The 18268-nt window shown below is 71.9% G+C and carries 9 protein-coding genes; 2 read left to right on the top strand and 7 right to left on the bottom strand.

Annotated elements, in window-relative coordinates:
* Window positions 1-108: 108 nt before the first annotated feature.
* Complete coding sequence (locus ACZ4TW_RS14070) at window positions 109-4353, top strand: nSTAND1 domain-containing NTPase (protein ID WP_465543373.1); 4245 nt, start codon at window positions 109-111, stop codon at window positions 4351-4353.
* Window positions 4354-4709: 356 nt separating this feature from the next.
* On the opposite strand, the gene ilvC is transcribed toward ACZ4TW_RS14070, so the two are convergent.
* The 5 genes from ilvC to ACZ4TW_RS14045 all read right to left on the bottom strand — a co-directional run bounded on the left by ilvC (window position 4710) and on the right by ACZ4TW_RS14045 (window position 12100).
* On the bottom strand, window positions 4710-5738 hold the full coding sequence (gene ilvC / locus ACZ4TW_RS14065) for a ketol-acid reductoisomerase (RefSeq protein ID WP_465543371.1): 1029 nt from the start codon (window positions 5736-5738) through the stop codon (window positions 4710-4712).
* Window positions 5739-5806: 68 nt separating this feature from the next.
* Window positions 5807-6316 carry an acetolactate synthase small subunit gene (gene ilvN / locus ACZ4TW_RS14060; RefSeq protein ID WP_465543369.1) on the bottom strand — a complete coding sequence of 170 codons (510 nt, stop codon included), beginning with the start codon at window positions 6314-6316 and terminating at the stop codon, window positions 5807-5809.
* 2 nt (window positions 6317-6318) lie between these two features.
* A complete protein-coding gene (locus ACZ4TW_RS14055; RefSeq protein ID WP_465543367.1) occupies window positions 6319-8133 on the bottom strand; it encodes an acetolactate synthase large subunit in 1815 nt (604 codons plus the stop codon).
* Window positions 8134-8180: 47 nt separating this feature from the next.
* Window positions 8181-9875, bottom strand: coding sequence for a dihydroxy-acid dehydratase (gene ilvD, locus ACZ4TW_RS14050; RefSeq protein WP_465543365.1), 1695 nt, complete (start codon window positions 9873-9875; stop codon window positions 8181-8183).
* Window positions 9876-9928: 53 nt separating this feature from the next.
* On the bottom strand, window positions 9929-12100 hold the full coding sequence (locus ACZ4TW_RS14045) for a bifunctional alpha,alpha-trehalose-phosphate synthase (UDP-forming)/trehalose-phosphatase (protein ID WP_465543413.1): 2172 nt from the start codon (window positions 12098-12100) through the stop codon (window positions 9929-9931).
* Between the two features lie 148 nt (window positions 12101-12248).
* Here ACZ4TW_RS14045 and ACZ4TW_RS14040 point away from each other — a divergent pair, with 148 nt between their 5' ends.
* Window positions 12249-13112, top strand: a complete 864-nt coding sequence (locus tag ACZ4TW_RS14040; protein WP_465543363.1) for a sugar phosphate isomerase/epimerase family protein — start codon at window positions 12249-12251, stop codon at window positions 13110-13112.
* Between the two features lie 21 nt (window positions 13113-13133).
* Here ACZ4TW_RS14040 and ACZ4TW_RS14035 read toward each other — a convergent pair whose 3' ends face one another.
* Both ACZ4TW_RS14035 and ACZ4TW_RS14030 read right to left on the bottom strand, forming a co-directional pair.
* The gene (locus ACZ4TW_RS14035) at window positions 13134-15371 is read right to left on the bottom strand and encodes a YhgE/Pip family protein (protein WP_465543361.1); all 2238 of its coding nucleotides are present in this window, start codon (window positions 15369-15371) and stop codon (window positions 13134-13136) included.
* Entirely contained in the window at window positions 15368-18265 is a 2898-nt protein-coding gene (locus ACZ4TW_RS14030) for an MMPL family transporter (protein WP_465543359.1), read from the bottom strand. Before ACZ4TW_RS14030 ends, ACZ4TW_RS14035 begins: the two co-directional genes overlap by 4 nt.
* Window positions 18266-18268 lie beyond the last annotated feature (3 nt).

Here is an 18268-nt window from a genome sequence, read left to right as displayed (position 1 = left end):
CACGGTGCAGCGCCGCGGTATGACGCTCGGACGGGCCGGTATGAGAACGGTATGGTGGGCCCGACCGCATCGTTGACACTGCGGGCGCGCCGGCGAACAATGCGGAGCATGGGCATGGGGGTGTTCGGCCCGCTCGCGATCGAGGGGGCGTCGATCAGTCGGACGGATCGCGTGGTGCTCGCGGCGCTGGTGCTCCGTGTCGGTCACGTCGTGACGGCCGGTGAACTGGCGGAGGCGCTCTGGGGCGACGATCCTCCCGGCACATGGCCGAAGCAACTGCAGGCGTCGGTGGGGCGCGTGCGCACCGCGATCGGGCGCGACGCGATCGAGACGACGCCCGGTGGGTATCGCCTGCGCGTCGATCCCGAGAGCATCGACGCACAGCGATTCGAACGACTCGCCTCCGTGGCCCGGCGTCACCTCGACGACGACGCGGCACGCGCCCTCGATGCCGCCGATCGTGCCCTGGACCTGTGGAGAGGCGACCCGTACGCCGACCTGGCCGCCTGGCCGCCCGCCCTCGTCGAGGTCGAGCGGTTGCACGAGGTGCGGATGGACGTGGAAGAGGTGCGGCTCGAGGCTCGCCTGCAGCTCGGCGAACACGCCGCATCCGTCGCCGAGGCCGAGCGGATGGTACGGGAGGCGCCGCTCCGGGAGCACCGTTGGGCAATGCTCGCGACCGCCCTGTATCGCAGCGGCCGCCAGGCCGACGCCCTCGCCGCGATCCGCGCCGCGCGCGAGCGCCTCGCTGACGAGGTGGGCGCGGAGCCCGGCGACGAGCTGCGGGAACTCGAGATCGCGGTGCTGCGACACGATCCGGCGCTAGTGCCCGACGAGCGCCCGATCCCGACCGACGAGCGCTGCCCGTACCGCGGGCTCGCCGCCTTCGGCGAAGAGGATGAGGAGACGTTCTTCGGCCGCGACTCGGACGTCGCCGCTGCGCTCGACCGGGTCACGCGCTCGCGATTCCTGGCGATCTCGGGTGCCTCGGGAAGCGGCAAGTCGTCGCTGGTGCGAGCCGGCCTGGTGCCGGCGCTTCGTCGACGAGGCGATCGCGTCGCCGTCCTCACCCCGGACCGCGACCTCGACGTGCGGATCCGCGATGCCGTCTGGGGCGCCGGTCGAGCCGGCGTGCTCGTGATCGACCAGTTCGAAGAGGTCTTCCATGCGGCCGAGGCCGACGTCGACCTCGCCGCGCGCGCCATCGCCGATGCCGTCTCCGGCGGCACGACCGTCATCCTCGTCGTGCGATCGGACTTCCTCGACGATTGCGCAGCGCACCCGGACCTGGCGCCCCTCGTGTCCGAGGGCGTCCACCTCGTCGGGCCGATGACACCGGACGCGCTGCGCGAGGCCATCGAGGAACCCGCGAAGCGCGCCGGGCTGCGGCTCGAACCGGGTCTCGTCGAGGTGATCCTGCGCGACGCCGCCGGCGAAGCGGGCGCACTCCCCCACATGTCGCACGCGCTCGTCGAGACCTGGCTGCGCCGCGAGGGCGCGACGCTGACCGTCGCCGGCTACGAGGCATCCGGCGGCATCTCCGGGGCGATCGCGCAGTCCGCCGACCGGCTCTACCAGTCCATGGACGCCGAGCAGCGCGCCCTCTGCCGGTCGGTGCTGCTGCGGCTCGTCGCGCTCGCGCCCGACGGCAGCCCGGTCCGGCGTCGGGTATCGGCCCGTCCGCTGCGGTCGGATGCCGCGCGCGAGCAGGTGCTCGGCATGCTGGCCGGTTCGCGGCTCGTCAGCACGGAGGCGGAATCGGTCGCCGTGGCCCACGAGTCGCTCGCCACGGCGTGGCCGCGTCTGAACGCCTGGCTCCAGGAGGACGCGGAGGGTGCGCGGATCCTCGCTGCCCTCGCCTCATCCGCCGAGACCTGGCACGCCGACGGTCGTCCGGACGATGAGCTGCTCCGCGGCAGCCGCCTGCAGGCGACGCTCGAGTGGCGCGAGACATCCGCACCGGACCTGACCGGAGTGGAGCAGGACTTCCTCGCAGCGTCGGACGCCCGCGACCATGACGAGCGACGCATCGAGGCCGAGCGGGCGCGCCGTGACCGACGGCAGAACATCCGGCTCCGCTCGGCGCTCCTCGCGGCGGCCGTCCTGCTCGTCGTCACCGTCGTGGCGTCTGCGTTCGTCTTCGTCAAGAGCGGCGAGGCGGAACGCAGCGCCCTGGATCGCGAGATCGAGGCGCTCGCGTCGACGTCGCTCGCGCTGCGGGAATCGGATCGCGACGTTTCCGCGCTGCTGGCCGCCGAGCTGTTCCGCCGCTGGCCGGAGGACTCCCGCGCGCTGTCCGCGCTCTGGGGCGCGATGGCGGTCGGCCACGGACTGGTCTCCCGGATCAGGTACGACTACGGCGCTCGACTCTCCGGCGCGGTGATCCCCGGCGAGCGTCAGTTGCTCCTCGTGCGTGACGAGGCCGCGACCGACGAGGAACCGGCTTCCACGGTGGTCTCGGTCGTGGGGCTCGACGACCCCTCGAACGTCCGCGAACTCGATGTCGAGCTGCCGGCACTCGCGACGTGGTTCAGTCGTGATGTCACGGTGAGTCCGGACGGCCGCATCGCCCTCGTGCAGAGCCCGGCGTTCCGCGAGGACGGCGACGGCGACACCTGTTGCGTCAATACGGTGGACCTCATCGACCTCGAGACGGGCGCACGCCTGGTCGACGGGATCGTGCTCGACTCGCGCACGGGGAACAACCCGACGCTCAATGCCGACGGTTCACGCGCCTACCTCATGCACAACGTCACCGCTGAGCTCATCGTCATCGACACCGCCACCGGCGAGCTGCTCACCACCCTCCCCGGGCCGCCGGAGGAATACGTCGGAGCCGACGGGCGATACACGGCGCTTCGCGTCGCTCAGGACGGCACGATCCTCATGGGCGGGCCCGACGGAATCCACGTCTTCGACCCGGACTCGTTCGCGCAGGTCGACCTCGTCCCGCTTCCCGAGGGCATGAACGAGTGGGACATCGCCGAAGTCGGAGACGGCTCGCTCATCGTCGGCGGCATGGAGTCGTTCGGACGGGTCGACCGAGCCACCGGCGAGGTGCTGTGGCAGCGCGAGATCGTACAGACCGCCTGCATCGACGTGATCGCCCTGCCGGCACGCGGGCGCATGCTGTGCCGAGACGTGACCGGGAGCATCATCGAGCACGACCTCGACACCGGAGTCCCGACCGACCGCACGTTCCCGAGCCTCTCCGACTGGACGTTCTCGCTCCAGACCCTCGACGACGACGAGTTCGTCACGCTCGCGGAGCGGGAAGGCGCATTCGCCGCGCATTGGCGCGTGGACCAGGCGCCGGCGGTCGCGACCTCCGTCGCGCCGGGGCGCGCGGTCGTCGACGGCTTCGGCGGCGACGGCACGCTCATCGCCACGGCGCCGGCGGGATGGCGTCCGGGCGACGGGGGTGATGTGCTGCAGCTCTGGGACATCGAGGCGGACCGCCCCGTCGGCCCCGCGGCGACCGGGCTCGGCTGGGCCGACGACCAGCGCGTCGTGCTCGCCGATGGAGCGGGCGAGCTCAGCCTCTTCGACGTGCGATCCGGCGAGTCGGTCGGACTGCCGGACCGGGAGGGCGATCCCGACGCTCTGCGGGTGACCGCCGGCGGTCGGGGACCGCTCGTGTTCATCGTCGACGGCGACCGGGTGATGCCGGTCGACCCGGCCACCGGCGAGCTCGCCGGAGCGGTGTTCGGTGTTCCCGGGGTCACGCTCGCGCGGTGGGGCGCGAGCGTCGCCGAGCTGGGGGACGGTCGACGCGCCGCCCTGAACTGGTTCGACGAGGAGGCGATCCGGATGACGACGGCGGTATTCGACCTCGAGACCGGCGAGGAACTGGCCCGTGGACTCTACGACGACGGGCCGATCATCGCCTACGGGAAAGACGAGCTGCTCAGTGCGAGCACGGCGCGACTCACCCGCAGCGACGCCGAGCTGAACGCGCGCTCCGCGCTGGCGACGTCGGGTGTGGGCGCCCGGAGCCTGCAACTCACCGCGACCGAGGACCTCCTCCTCGTCGACAGCTGGGACAACCGGTTCTCGCTCTACGACCTGAGAGGCGAACGGCGCCTGGGCACCCCGATCGACGCGGTCGCCATCGACGGACAGGACTTCCCCGCCGCATTCCTCAGCCCCGACGGGGAGCGGCTCGTCACGTACTCCGTCGACGGTGTCGCGGTGTGGGACATCCGGCCCGCGAGCTTGGCCGAGGCGGTGTGCCGCATGACCGGCCGGGAGCTGACCCGCCTCGAATGGGAGGGCTACTTCGGCGACGAGCCGCAGGTCGCCACGTGCGCGGGTCTCACGGGCGGCGGGAAGATGGCGGAGGCCGGCGGGTGACGCCGACGGCGGGGCCGGCCGCAGCCGACCCCGCCGCGCATCATCCGGCCGTGGTGAGCCGAGGATCGAGCCGCGCGGATTCGGACTCCGGCGAATCGACCCGATCCGTTTCCCTCTCGGCATACCGGGCCCACCTGGGCGAGCGACGCAGCACGTGCGAACTCGGCTGATCGTCGTCTGCACACCCGCAGCGAACCCGAAGCGGTGCACCCAAGAGACTCGCAGCGGGGCCGGCCTGAGCCGACCCCGCCGCGGGTCATGCAGGGGCTCGTCAGCGAGCGACCTCGCCGTCGGCGCCGGACGAGGGCCGGCGCCGCATCAGCACAGTGACGGAGAGGACGGCAGGTCCGCTCGCGTCAGCGGGCGACCTCGCCGTCCACGTAGTCGTCCTCGTCGACCTGGGTCCACGAGAAGAGCTTGCGGAGCTCGCGACCCGTGGTCTCGATCGGGTGGCCCTCGCCCTTGGCGCGGAGCTCGAGGAACTCCTTGCCGCCGTTGTCCTGGTCGTCGATGAATCGCTTGGCGAACGCGCCCGACTGGATGTCGGCGAGCACGGCCTTCATGTTCTCCTTGACGTGCGGGTCGATGACGCGGGGGCCCGAGACGTAGTCGCCGTACTCGGCCGTGTCGGAGACCGACCAGCGCTGCTTGGAGATGCCGCCCTCCCACATGAGGTCGACGATGAGCTTGAGCTCGTGGAGCACCTCGAAGTAGGCGATCTCGGGCTGGTAGCCGGCCTCGGTGAGCGTCTCGAAGCCGTACTGCACGAGCTGCGACACGCCGCCGCACAGCACGGACTGCTCGCCGAACAGGTCGGTCTCGGTCTCCTCGGTGAAGGTCGTCTTGATCACGCCGGCACGCGTGCCGCCGATGGCCTTGGCGTACGACTTCGCGAGGTCCCAAGCGGTGCCCGACGCGTCCTGCTCGACGGCGATGATGTCGGGGATGCCGCGACCCGCGACGAACTCGCGGCGCACGGTGTGGCCCGGCGCCTTCGGCGCCACGAGGATCACGTCGACGCCCTCGGGCGCCTGGATGTAGCCGAAGCGCACGTTGAAGCCGTGGCCGAACACGAGGGTCTTGCCCTCGGAGAGGTTGTCCTTGACGGACTCGGCGTAGATGTGGCGCTGGAACTGGTCGGGCGCGAGGATGACGACGACGTCGGCCCAGGCCGCGGCATCCGCGACGCTCTTGACCTCGAAGCCGGCCTCCTCGGCCTTCGGCTTGGACTTCGAGTCCTCCTTGAGGCCGATGACGACCTGGACGCCCGAGTCGCGGAGGTTCTGCGCGTGCGCGTGGCCCTGCGAGCCGTAGCCGATGACGGCGACCTTCTTGCCCTGGATGAGCGAGAGGTCGGCGTCCTTGTCGTAGTAGATCTCAGCCATGTTGCGGTTCTTTCTCCTTGGTTGGGTTCGATGAGCGGATGTCGCGACGCGCGTCGCGCCATCCGGGATCAGCTCTTGAAGACGCGCTCGGTGATCGACTTGCCGCCGCGACCGATCGCCAGGAGGCCGGATTGCGCGATCTCCTTGATGCCGTAGGGCTCGAGGACCTTCAGCAGCGCGGTGGTCTTGCCCGAGTCGCCGGTGACCTCGATCACGAGCGCGTCGGTCGAGACGTCGACGACGCGGGCACGGAAGAGGTTCACGGCCTCGAGCACGGCCGAGCGGGTCGTGTTGTCGACGCGCACCTTGATGAGCAGGTGCTCGCGCTGCACCGACTGGGTCGGGTCGAGCTCGACGATCTTGATGACGTTGACGAGCTTGTTCAGCTGCTTGGTGACCTGCTCGAGCGGGAGGTCCTCCACGTCGACGACGACGGTGATGCGGGAGAGCCCGTCGATCTCGGAGTGGCCCACCGCGAGCGATTCGATGTTGAAGCCGCGGCGCGCGAACAGGCCGGCGACACGCGTGAGCAGGCCCGGCTTGTCCTCGACGAGGAGGGAGAGCACGTGGGTCGACATGTTCAGTCCTCCTGGCTGAAGGCCGGCGAGTGGTCGCGGGCGTACTGGATGTAGGAGTTGGAGACGCCCTGCGGCACCATCGGCCACACCATGGCATCGGCGGAGACGACGAAGTCGATCACCACCGGTCGGTCGTTGGTCTCGAGCGCGAGCTTGATCGCGGCGTCGACCTCCTCCTCCTTGGTCACCCGGATCCCGAGCGCGCCGTACGCCTCGGCCATCTTCACGAAGTCGGGCACGCGCGCGGTGTCGTGGCCGGTGTTCAGGTCGGTGTTGGAGTAGCGGCCGTCGTAGAAGAGGGTCTGCCACTGGCGCACCATGCCGAGCGAGGAGTTGTTGATGACCGCGACCTTGATCGGGATGTCGTTGAGCGTGCAGGTCGCGAGCTCCTGGTTGGTCATCTGGAAGCAGCCGTCGCCGTCGATCGCCCAGACCACGCGGTCGGGCTCGGCCACCTTCGCGCCCATCGCGGCGGGCACCGCGTAGCCCATGGTGCCGGCACCGCCGGAGTTCAGCCACGAGTTCGGGCGCTCGTACTTGATGAACTGGGCCGCCCACATCTGGTGCTGCCCGACGCCCGCGGCGTAGACGCCCTCGGGACCGGTGAGCTCGCCGATGCGCTGGATCACGTACTGCGGCGCGAGGAGCCCGTCGGAGGGCTGCGTGAAACCGAGCGGGAACTCGGAGCGGAGGCCGTCGAGGGTGGCCCACCATTCGGACAGATCGGGCGAGCCGGCCTTCGTCACGTCGCGGTAGGCGGCGAGGAGGTCGACGAGCACGTCCTTCGCATCGCCCACGATGGGCACGTCGGCGGTGCGGATCTTCGAGATCTCGGCGGGGTCGATGTCGACGTGCACCACCTTCGCGTCGGGCGCGAAGAGCGCGGCGCGGCCGGTGACGCGGTCGTCGAACCGGGCGCCGAGCGCGACGAGGAGGTCGGCCTCCTGCAGGGCGAGCACCGCGGGGACCGTGCCGTGCATGCCGGGCATGCCGAGGTGCTGCGGGTGCGAGTCGGGGAAGGCCCCGCGCGCCATGAGCGTGGTCACCACGGGTGCCTTCGTGGCATCGGCCAGCGCCACCAGCTCGTCGGATGCGCCGGCGCGGATGATGCCGCCGCCGACGTAGAGCACCGGACGCTTGGCCTCGGCGATGAGCTGGGCCGCGGCGAGCACCTGCTTGCCGTGCGCCTTGGTGATCGGACGGTAGCCGGGCAGGTCGAGCTTCGGCGGCCAGCTGAACGCGAACGTGGCCTGCTGCGCATCCTTCGTGATGTCGACGAGCACCGGACCCGGGCGGCCGGTCGTGGCGATGTGCACGGCCGCCGCGATCGTGCCCGGGATCTCCTCAGCGCGCTTGACCAGGAACGAGTGCTTGGTGATCGGCATCGTGATGCCGACGATGTCGGCCTCCTGGAACGCGTCGGTGCCCATGAGGTTCGAGAAGACCTGGCCGGTGATCGCCAGGAAGGGCACCGAGTCCATGTGCGCGTCGGCGATGGCGGTGACGAGGTTCGTCGCGCCGGGGCCGGAGGTCGCGATCGCGACGCCGAGCTTGCCGCTCGAGGAGGCGTAGCCCTCGGCGGCGTGGCCCGCGCCCTGCTCGTGGCGCACGAGGATGTGGCGGAGCCGGCGGCTGTCGAGCAGCGGGTCGTAGACGGGGAGGATCGCGCCGCCGGGCAGCCCGAAGACATCGGTGATGCCGAGGAGCTCGAGCGAGCGCACGACGGCCTCGGCCCCGGTGAGCATCTCGGGGCTGCCGTGCGACTGCGACTGCGACAGGGTGGCGGGCGATGGCACGGGAGTGGATTCCGTGGTCATTCGATTCCTGTTCATGGTGGACGGGATGTTCGGGACAGGCGAACGCCTCAGCCCGTGGTCGCGCCTTCGGCAGCGGAGCGCACGAGCTTGGAGTACTTCGCGAGGACGCCTCGGGTGTAGCGCGGAGGAAGCGGAGCCCAGCCTTCGCGGCGGGCTGCCAGCTCGGACTCGTCGACCAGTAGGTCGATGGAACGAGCCGCGATATCGACCCGAATCAGATCACCATCGCGCACGAAGGCGATCGGACCTCGGTCGACCGCCTCGGGTGCTATGTGGCCGATGCACAGGCCGGTTGTGCCGCCTGAGAATCGACCGTCCGTCAAGAGTAGTACATCTTTTCCGAGCCCAGCGCCCTTGATGGCGGCGGTGATGGCGAGCATCTCGCGCATGCCGGGGCCGCCCTTCGGGCCCTCGTAGCGGATCACGACGACGTCGCCGTGCGAGATCTCACCGGCGGTCAGCGCGTCCATCGCGGCGCGCTCGCGCTCGAACACGCGCGCGGGCCCCTCGAATGTGGCGGCGTCGAAGCCGGCGGTCTTCACGACGGCGCCCTCGGGCGCGAGCGAGCCGTGCAGGATGGTGAGCCCGCCGGTCTCGTGGATGGGGTTGTCGAGGGTGCGGAGCACTTCGCCGTCGAGCGGTGCGATGTCCATCTCGGCGAGGTTCTCGGCGAGGGTCTTGCCCGTGACGGTGAGGGCGTCGCCGTGCATGAGGCCGGCGTCGAGCAGCGCCTTCATGAGCACGGGCAGGCCGCCGCGACGGTCGACGTCGTTCATGACGTACTTGCCGAACGGCTTGAGGTCGCCGATGTGCGGCACCTTCGCGCCGATGCGGTTGAAGTCGTCGAGCGAGAGCTCGACCTCGGCCTCGCGAGCGATCGCGAGCAGGTGCAGCACGATGTTGGTCGAGCCCCCGAGCGCCATGCCCACGGCGATGGCGTTCTCGAACGCCTCCTTCGTGAGGATCTGACGCGCCGTGATCCCGGTCTGCAGCAGGTTGACGACGGCCTCGCCCGACCGGTGCGCGTAGTAGTCGCGGCGGCGATCCGCCGAGGCGGGCGATGCCGAGCCGGGCAGCGAGAGTCCGAGCGCCTCGGCGACCGAGGCCATGGTGTTGGCGGTGTACATGCCGCCGCAGGCGCCCTCGCCGGGGGCGAAGGCGCACTCGATGCGCTTGGCGTCGGCTTCGCTCATCTTGCCGGCCTTGACCGCGCCGACCGCCTCGAACGAGTCGATGATCGTGATGTCCTTCTCGGTGCCGTCCTCGAGCCGGACCCAGCCGGGTGCGATCGAGCCCGCGTAGAGGAACACCGACGCCAGGTCGAGCCGCGCGGCGGCCATGAGCATGCCCGGGATCGACTTGTCGCAGCCGGCCAGGAGCACCGAGCCGTCGAGGCGCTCGGCCTGCATGACGACCTCGACCGAGTCGGCGATGACCTCGCGCGACACGAGCGAGAAGTGCATGCCCTCGTGGCCCATCGAGATGCCGTCGGAGACGGAGACCGTGCCGAACTGCAGCGGGTACCCGCCGCCCGCGTGCACGCCCTCCTTGGCCGCCTGCGCGAGGCGCGCGAGCGAGAGGTTGCACGGCGTGATCTCGTTCCACGAGCTCGCGATGCCGACCTGCGGCTTGTCCCAGTCGGCGTCGCCCATGCCGACCGCCCGGAGCATCCCCCGGCTCGTGGTGGCCTCGATGCCATCCGTGACGACGCGACTGCGGGGCTTGGGATCGATCTCCGACATATCGTCGAGTCTAGAGGTCGGCGGCGACCGGTTTCGCCGCCGCCCGAGCGGCCTCAGCGGGCGGCGTCGCGGGCGTCGGCGAGCAGTTCCAGCAGCTCGGCCACGTCATCGGGCCCGCGCAGGCGGTACGCCGCGATCGACTTGCCCTGCCCGACCTTGACGCCGAGGTCCTCGCTGTCGAGCGTCGCGAACGCGTCTTCGTCGGTGACGTCGTCGCCGACGTAGAGCACCGCGTCGGCGCCCGCGTGCTGGCGCAGCCGCGTGAGCGCCTCGCCCTTGTCGCTCGCACGCACCGCGAACTCGAGCACGTTCTTGCCGCTGCGCGTGGCGAGCCCGGGCAGCGCCGCCTCGACGCGCTCGCGCGCGGAGCGCTGCAGCGCGGCGCCCGCCGTCGCGCCGAGCTTGCGCGTGTGCAGCGCGATGCCTGCGGGCTTGCGCTCGACCCAGGCGCCGTCGGACGCGGATGCCGCCTCCTCGACGATCTCGATGAGCTGCTCGAGACGGGTGAGCTCGCCCTCGCGCAGGTCGAGCGTCACGCCCCCGCCGGCCTCGAGCTGGAGCTCGACGCCGTGCGATCCGCTCAGCAGGGCCGCGACGGGCGGCGACGCGACATCCTTCAGGCTGTCGAGCGCGCGGCCCGAGACGAGCGCGACGCGCGTGTCGTCGGCGTCGGCGAGCCGCTCGATCGCGGTGCGGGCCCGCTGGGTCGCGCGCGCCTGCTCGGGCCGGTCGACGAGCGGGGCCAGCGTGCCGTCGAAGTCGAGCGCGACGAGCAGCCGTTCGACCTCGGCGAGGCGGCCGATCGCGGCGCGCAGCTGCTCAGGCACCCCCGGCGAGATCGGGCCGGTTCCCGTCAGGGTCTCGAGGAAGGTCGCGGACCAGTTCGCGACATCGTTCTCCTTGACGCGCTTGCGGAGGAGGCGCATGCGGCGCGCGCGTTCCCGCTTGGGCATGCGCGAGGCCTCGACCATCGCGTCCTTCAGCCCCTCGATGTCGTGCGGGTTCACGAGGATCGCCTGGCGGAGCTCGTCGGACGCGCCGGTGAACTCGCTGAGCAGCAGCACGCCGTCGTCGTCGTAGCGGCTGGCCACGTACTCCTTGGCGACGAGGTTCATGCCGTCGCGCAGCGCCGTGACGAGCATGACGTCGGCCGCGAGGTAGAGCGCCGCCATCTCCTCGCGCGGGTAGCCGTGATGCAGGTACGAGATCGCCGGGTGTCCCAGGGTCGAGTGGTCGCCGTTGAGGCGGCCGACCAGCAGTTCGATCTCGTCTCGCAGCTGCCGGTACGTGTCGACGCGTTCGCGCGACGGGCTCGCGACCTGCACCAGCGTGGCCTCCTCGACGGAGAGCCGGCCGTCTCGCAGCAGCTCGCCGAAGGCCTTGATGCGGTGCCGGATGCCCTTCGTGTAGTCGAGCCGGTCGACGCCGAGCATGACCACGTCGGGGTCGCCGAGGCTCGACCGGATCTCACGGGCCCGCTCCTGGACCTCGGGCCGGCGCGCGAGCTGCTCGAACGCGGCCGCGTCGATCGAGATCGGGAAGTGCCGTGCGACGACGTGGCGCACGCCGTCGCCCTCGGGGACGTCGATCACCGTGCCTCGCGTGCGGAAGCCGAACAGCCGTCGCACGGCGCGCGAGAAGTTGCCGGCGTCGGCGGCCCGCTGGAACCCGATGACGTCGGCACCGAGGAGGCCCTCGACGACCTGTCGGCGCCAGGGTAGCTGGGAGTAGATGCCGTACGCGGGGAACGGGATGTGGTTGAAGAAGCCGATCACGAGGTCGGGGCGCAGCTCGCGGAGCATGCGCGGCACGAGCTGGAGCTGGTAGTCCTGCACCCAGACGACCCCGCCCTCGGCGGCCGCCCCGGCCGCAGCCTCGGCGAAGCGGCGGTTGACCCGCACGTACGCATCCCACCATTCGCGATGGAACCGCGGCGGGGCGATGACGTCGTGGTACAGCGGCCACAGGGTGTCGTTCGAGAAGCCCTCGTAGTACTCCTCGACGTCCTCGGCCGAGAGCGGCACGGGGACGATCGAGATGCCGCCGTGCTCGAAGGGCGCGAACTCGCGGTCGGCCACCCCTGCCCATCCGACCCACGCGCCGTCGGCGGCGCGCATGATCGGTTCGAGCGCGGTGACGAGGCCGCCGGGCGAGGCCTTCCACTGCGTGTCGGCACCCTCGCCGCCCAGGTAGTCGACGGGGAGGCGGTTCGAGACGACCACCATGTCGTACACGGGTTCGGTTCGCAGGTCGTCTGAGTCGGGGTCGGGCTTCACGGCGTCGGGTCCTCCTCGCGGACGGCTCCGTTTCAGGCTAACAGTCCCCACAGGTCCCACCCCGTGTCCAGCCTTCCGGGCTAGACTGCGAAGCCTCATGATCCGCATCGGTATGAGCACCACCTGCGTGTATCCACTCGAACCCGAGCATGCCTTCCGCCTGGCGAAGGAAGCCGGGTTCGATGGCGTCGAGATCATGGTGACCCAGGAGGTCACCACCCAGCAGGCCGAGGGCCTGATCGAGATGTCCGATCGGTGGGAGCTGCCGATCCTCTCGATCCACGCCCCCGTCCTGCTGCTGACGCACTTCGTCTGGGGCCGCGACCCGCGCGTGAAGCTCGCGCGCACGGCCGAGCTCGCGAAGGCGGTCGGGGCCGGAGCGGTCGTCGTCCACCCGCCGTTCCGCTGGCAGGCGAGCTACGCGCTCGAGTTCCTGTCGATCGTGCGAGAGCTCTCGGGCGAGCACGGCGTCGAGATCGCGGTCGAGAACATGTTCCCGTGGCGGGCCGCCGGCCGGAACATGAAGGCGTACATGCCCGGCTGGGATCCGCGCGACATGGACTGCGACGCGGTGACGCTCGACTTCTCGCACGCGGCGCTCTCGGGCGTGAACAGCCTCGAGTACGCGAAAGACCTCGGCGACCGACTGCGCCACGTGCACCTCTGCGACGGGTCGGGAGCGATCGGCGAGGGGCAGATCTTCGACGAGCACCTGCTGCCCGGCTACGGCCGCGAGCCCGTCGCCGAGACGCTGCGGATGCTCGCCGACACCGACTGGGACGGCTCGATCGTCGCCGAGATCAACACGCGCAAGGCGAAGTCCGAGGCCGAGCGCCTCGACATGCTCCGCGAGACCCTCGCGTTCGCGCGCGAGCACACCTCGGTCGAGGGCGCCGCCCCGGCGCACGAATCACCGCTGCGCCGCGCCATCGACGCGATCCTGCCCGGCCGCCAGCGCTGAGACGGCCGGGCGCGGCCCCGATCAGGCGGTGATCGGCGCGAGCCGACCGGCGGGCCGGATGGCGCGTCGACGGCCGACGACGGCGACCGTGCCCGCCGTGCCGAGCACCCCGAACAGCGCGATCACGCCCGATGCGGCCCACACGGCGCCGCCGCCGGCGCCCGACACGATGTGCTGCATGCCCTGCACCGCCCAGGTGAGCGGCAGGAACGGGCTCACCGCCTGGTACGGGCCGCTGACGATCTCGAGCGGGTAGAGGCCGCCGGATGCCGCGAGCTGGAGCACCACGAGGACGAGCGAGACGATCGTGCCGGCCCGCCCGAGCCACGCGCTGAGGAAGGCGTGCACCGCGGTGAACGCGACGGCCAGCAGGGCCGAGAAGGCGAGGGTCTGCGGGAGCAGCGCCCAGTCGACGCCGAGCGCGGTGTGCATGAGCAGCACCACGGCGGCCGCCTGGGCGAGGCCGATGAGCGAGCCGCGGAACAGCGTGCGCGCGACGAGCCGCCCGGTGGGCGCGGTGCTGGCGAGCGCCTCGCGCGTGAACGGCCGGAAGACCAGGAACAGGGCCATCGAGCCGAGCCACAGGCCGATGGGACCGAGCAGCATCGCGACCACCTGTCCCAGCGTGTCGATCTCGTTGTCGCGCGTCGACTCGGAGACCACGGGGTCGGCGACGACGTCCGCGGTCTCGGCGGGGTCCATGTCGCTCAGCGACGACGTTCCCTCGGCGCCCTCGGCGAGGCCGTCGGCGAGCTCCTGGGTGCCGTCGGCGAGCTCGGACGCGCCATCCGCCGATGCCGAGGCGCCCGACTGGAGCTGCGTCAGGCCGTTCGCAAGCTCGGAGGTGCCGGATGCCGCGCCCGAGGTGCCCGCCTCGAGCTGCGTCAGGCCGCTCGCGAGCTGCGACGTGCCGGATGCCGCCCCGGAGGCGCCGGACTGCAGCTGCGTGAGGCCGCCGGAGAGGCCCTGGTACCCCGAGGTGAGCGCGTCGGCGCCGGAGCGGAGCTGCGCCGAGCCGCCGGAGAGCTGGGCGGCACCGGCGGCGGTCTGCGCGATGCCGGTCTCGAGGTCGCCGAGGCCCGCCGCACCGGCACCGAGCGGCACTCCCCCGGCGGCGAGCTCGGCCGCGCCGTCACCGGTGTCGACGACGCCCTGGCGCAGTGCGCAGAGCTCCGCGATCGGCAGGGCCGGCTCGGGGTCGCACGTCGGGGCGACGCCGGCGGCCGCGGCCGTCGCGGCGATGTTGCCGTCGATCAGGCCGAGCAGGCCGACCTCGAGCTGGTCGTAGCCGGCCGAGAATTCCGCGACGCCCTCGGTGTAGGCGGCGATGCCCGTGCCGAGCTCGCCGAGCTGCGAGGTCTCGGCGGCGAGCTGCCCGAGCCCGACCGCGAGGGAGTCGACGCCGGCGGTGTACTGGTCGACGCCGTTCGCGTAGGCGGCCGCTCCGGCGGCGGCATCCTCAGCACCGGATGCCGCGGAGCCGACGCCGCCTGCGAGCTGACCGAGCCCGCCGGCGAGTTCCTCGGCTCCGGCGGCCGACGAGCCGACGCCGCCCGCGAGCTCACCCAGCCCGCCGGCGAGCTCCTCGGCACCCGCCGCCGACGATCCGACGCCGTCGGCGAGCTGTCCCAGCCCCGACGAGAGCGAGTCGGCGCCGTCGGCGAGCTGCCCCGCGCCGTCGGCCGCGTCGCCGAGCGAACCGCCGACCGTGATGAGGTTGCCGTAGAGCCCCTCGAGGTATCGCGTCGTGAGCTCGTTCCCGAACGTCGTCGCGATGGCGTCGCCGACCGCGCTGCCCACGACGCCGGCGAGGTAGCCGTGGGCATCGTCGGTGCGGATGTCGAGCGAGGCGGTCGTCGGCGTGTCGCCCGAGAGCGAGGTGACCGAGGCCGAGAAATCCGACGGGATGGTGAGGACCGCGTACGCCTCGCCGTCGGCGAGCGCCGCGGCGGCCTCCTCGTCGTTCGAGATGGTCCAGTCGAATCCCGTCTCTCCGTCGCCCGTGAGCTCGGTCACGAGCTGGCGGCCGGCGAGCACCGGCTGCTCCTCGCCGTCGGGCGTGGTCATGCTGACCATCTCGTCGTTGTTCACCACGACGGCGGGGATGGCGTCGAGGCGTTCGTCGACGCCGCCGACCGCTCCGGCGACGAGGCCGGCGACGGCGAGGGGCACGGCGATGACGACCGCGAGGAGCGCGGCGCGGCGTCCGCGGCCTCGCGCGGTGGGACCGGCCGGGGCGGTCGTGTCGGGGCGGGTCATCGGAGAGCCTCCTGGGGGCGCGTGACGAGGTCGAGCGAGCGGATGCCGCGGGCGTCGAAGGCCTCGCGGGCGGGGTCGAGGTCGGCGTCGGCCGCCGTGGTCGCGATGAGCACGACGTCGGACGGGACGAGCCGCGCGAGCGCCCGCCAGGTGCGGGCGGCGGCGGCCGGCGGGATGTCGAGGTCGACGGCGACCGCGCGAGGGTTCTCGGCGAGCGCCGCGGCGACCGCGACCAGGGTCCGGTCGAGCGGATCCAGCGCGGCGAACGCGGTGTCGGGGTGGAGCGCGCGGGTGCGCCACGCGAGCGGATCGGCACCGGCGGAGCGCGCCTCCGCGACGCGGCGCAGCATGGCGGTCGTCGCCGCGCTGGTCGAGCCGAGGCGGTACCAGGCGCGCGTGGCGTCGATGCGCGCGGCGATGAGCTCGCCCGCAGTCGCGGCGGCCGCGCCATCCGTCGCCCCGTCGGCGATCGCGACGCGCTGCATGACGGCGCTCGCATCAGTCGGGAGGGGCAGTCCGAGCACCGCGAGGCGGCCGCCCGCGGGCATCACGCGGCCGGCGAGCGTCGCGGCGAGCAGCCGGCGATCGGCCGGGCGCCCGCGTACGACCAGCGCGCCGCCGCGGGGTACGGCGATCGACACGGGTCCGACGGGGTCGGCCGGGTCGCCGACGAGCAGGCCGTCGGCGAGCACGTCGGCGTCGCGCGCGGCCGCCCACTCCGACTCGGCGAGGTGGGCGCGCAGGCCCTCGCCCTCGATGTCGACGTCGGGCAGGATGCGCGCCAGCCACCTCGGCAACCACCAGGCGTGGCGTCCGGCGAGCGCCATCGCCGCCGGGACGAGCGTCATGCGGACGAGGAACGCGTCGAACGCGACGCCGATCGCGAGGGCGAACGCGATGCCCTTGATGACGCCGGTGCCCTCGGGCACGAATGCGAAGAAGACGAAGAACATGATGAGCGCCGCCGCGGTGACCACGCGTGCGGCGTGCTGGAAGCCGTGCACGATCGACGTGCGCGGCTCCTTCGTCTTGACGTACTCCTCGCGCATGCCCGAGACGAGGAACACCTCGTAGTCCATGGCGAGGCCGAACAGCACGGCCATGAGGAGGATCGGCAGGAAGCTCAGGATGGGGCCGGGCTCGATGTGCATGAGGTCGGCGAGCCATCCCCACTGGAAGACCGCGACGGTGAGGCCGATCGCCCCGAACGCGGAGAGCAGGAAGCCGAGCGCCGCCTTGATCGGCACGAACACCGATCGGAACACGATGAGCAGCAGGATGATCGAGAGCCCGACGACGATGAGCGCGAACGGGATGAGCGCGTCGGTGAGGCGCTGGGAGATGTCGATCGAGACGGCGGTGTAGCCGGTCACCGCGATCGGCGTGCCGAAGTCGTCGGTGATCTCGTCCTCGAGGGCGCGGATGTCCTGCACGACCTGCTTGGTGTGGGGATCGGTCGGGCCGCTGTCGGGGATGACCTGGATGATGGCCGTGTCGACCGTCTCGTTCGGCAGGCCCTCGCCGACGTAGGCGACGCCGTCGACCTCGGCCAGGCGCGCGCCGATCGCGTCGAGGTCGTCGAAGATGTCGGTCGTCTGCGTGATGTCGACCGTGACGATGAGGGGGCCGTTGTAGCCTTCGCCGAACCCCGCGGAGATCATGTCGTACGCCTCCCGCTGGCTCGAGCCGGCCTCGCCCCGCCCGCCGGGCAGGTTGAGGTCGAGGCTGGCCGCGGGGATCGCGGCCGCGCCGAGCAGGCCGACCACGAGCAGCACGAACACGACCGGCGCCTTGAGGACCGTGTCGACCCAGCGACGGCCGAGCGTCGGCCGGCCGCCCTCGTCGTGGGCGACGGCACGACGGTGCGCGCGGCTGCCCGGCTTCGGCGCGAGACGGCCCTTCGCGAGGCCGAGCAGCGCGGGCAGCAGCGTGGTGGCGCCGATCACGGCGAGCAGCACGGCGAACGCGGCCGCGATGCCCATGACGCTGAGGAAGGGGATGCCGACGACGAGCAGGCCGAGCAGCGCGATGATCACCGTGAGCCCCGCGAAGACGACGGCGCCGCCGGCCGTCGCGACGGCCTCGGCCGCGCTCTCCTGCGGGTCCATGCCCCGGGCGAGCTGCGTGCGGTGCCGCGACAGGATGAACAGTGCGTAGTCGATGCCGACGGCGAGGCCGATCATCACCGCGAGCATGGGCGCGGTGCTCGACACCGGGGCGAACGCGGCCACGAGCGAGATGCCGCCGAAGGTCGCCGCGACGCCGACGATGGCGGTGAGCAGCGGCATCCCGGCCGCCAGCAGCGAGCCGAAGGTGATGAGCAGCACGACGCCCGCGAACAGCACGCCGAACGCCTCGGTGATGGTGAGGCCGAAGGTCGTCTCCTGGAACACCTCGCCCCCGAACGCGACCTCGAGACCCGCGTCGCGGCCGGTCTCGCCCGTGACGAGCACGGCCTCGATCGACGCATCCGTGACCTCAGTCACCGGCCCGTCGAACTGCACCTGCACGTACGCGGTGCGCTCGTCGTCGGAGACCTGGTCGCCGGCGTACTCGTCGAACGGGCCGAGCACGTTCGCGACCCCCTCGACGTCCTCGAGCTCGGCCTCCATCGCCTCGATCGCGTCGCGGTACGGGGCGTTCTCGACCGACTCGCCGTCGGGCGCCTCGACGACCGCCTTCGCCGACGCGCCGGCGGTCTGGGGGAACACCGCGGCGAGCTGGTCGATCGCATCCTGCGACTCGGTGCCGGGAATGGCGTAGGACTCCTGGAGCTGGCCGCCGAGGCCGACGCCGAGGCCGAGCAGGGCGGCCAGCGCGACGCCCCAGGCGACGATGACCAGCCAGGCCCGGCGGTAGGCGGCGCGTCCGATGCGGTGGAGGAAGAGGGCCACGGT

The organism is Agromyces sp. NPDC029043, assembly GCF_055564615.1.
Note: the sequence above shows the minus strand (reverse complement) of the source record. Positions and strands in the feature narration are given on the sequence as shown.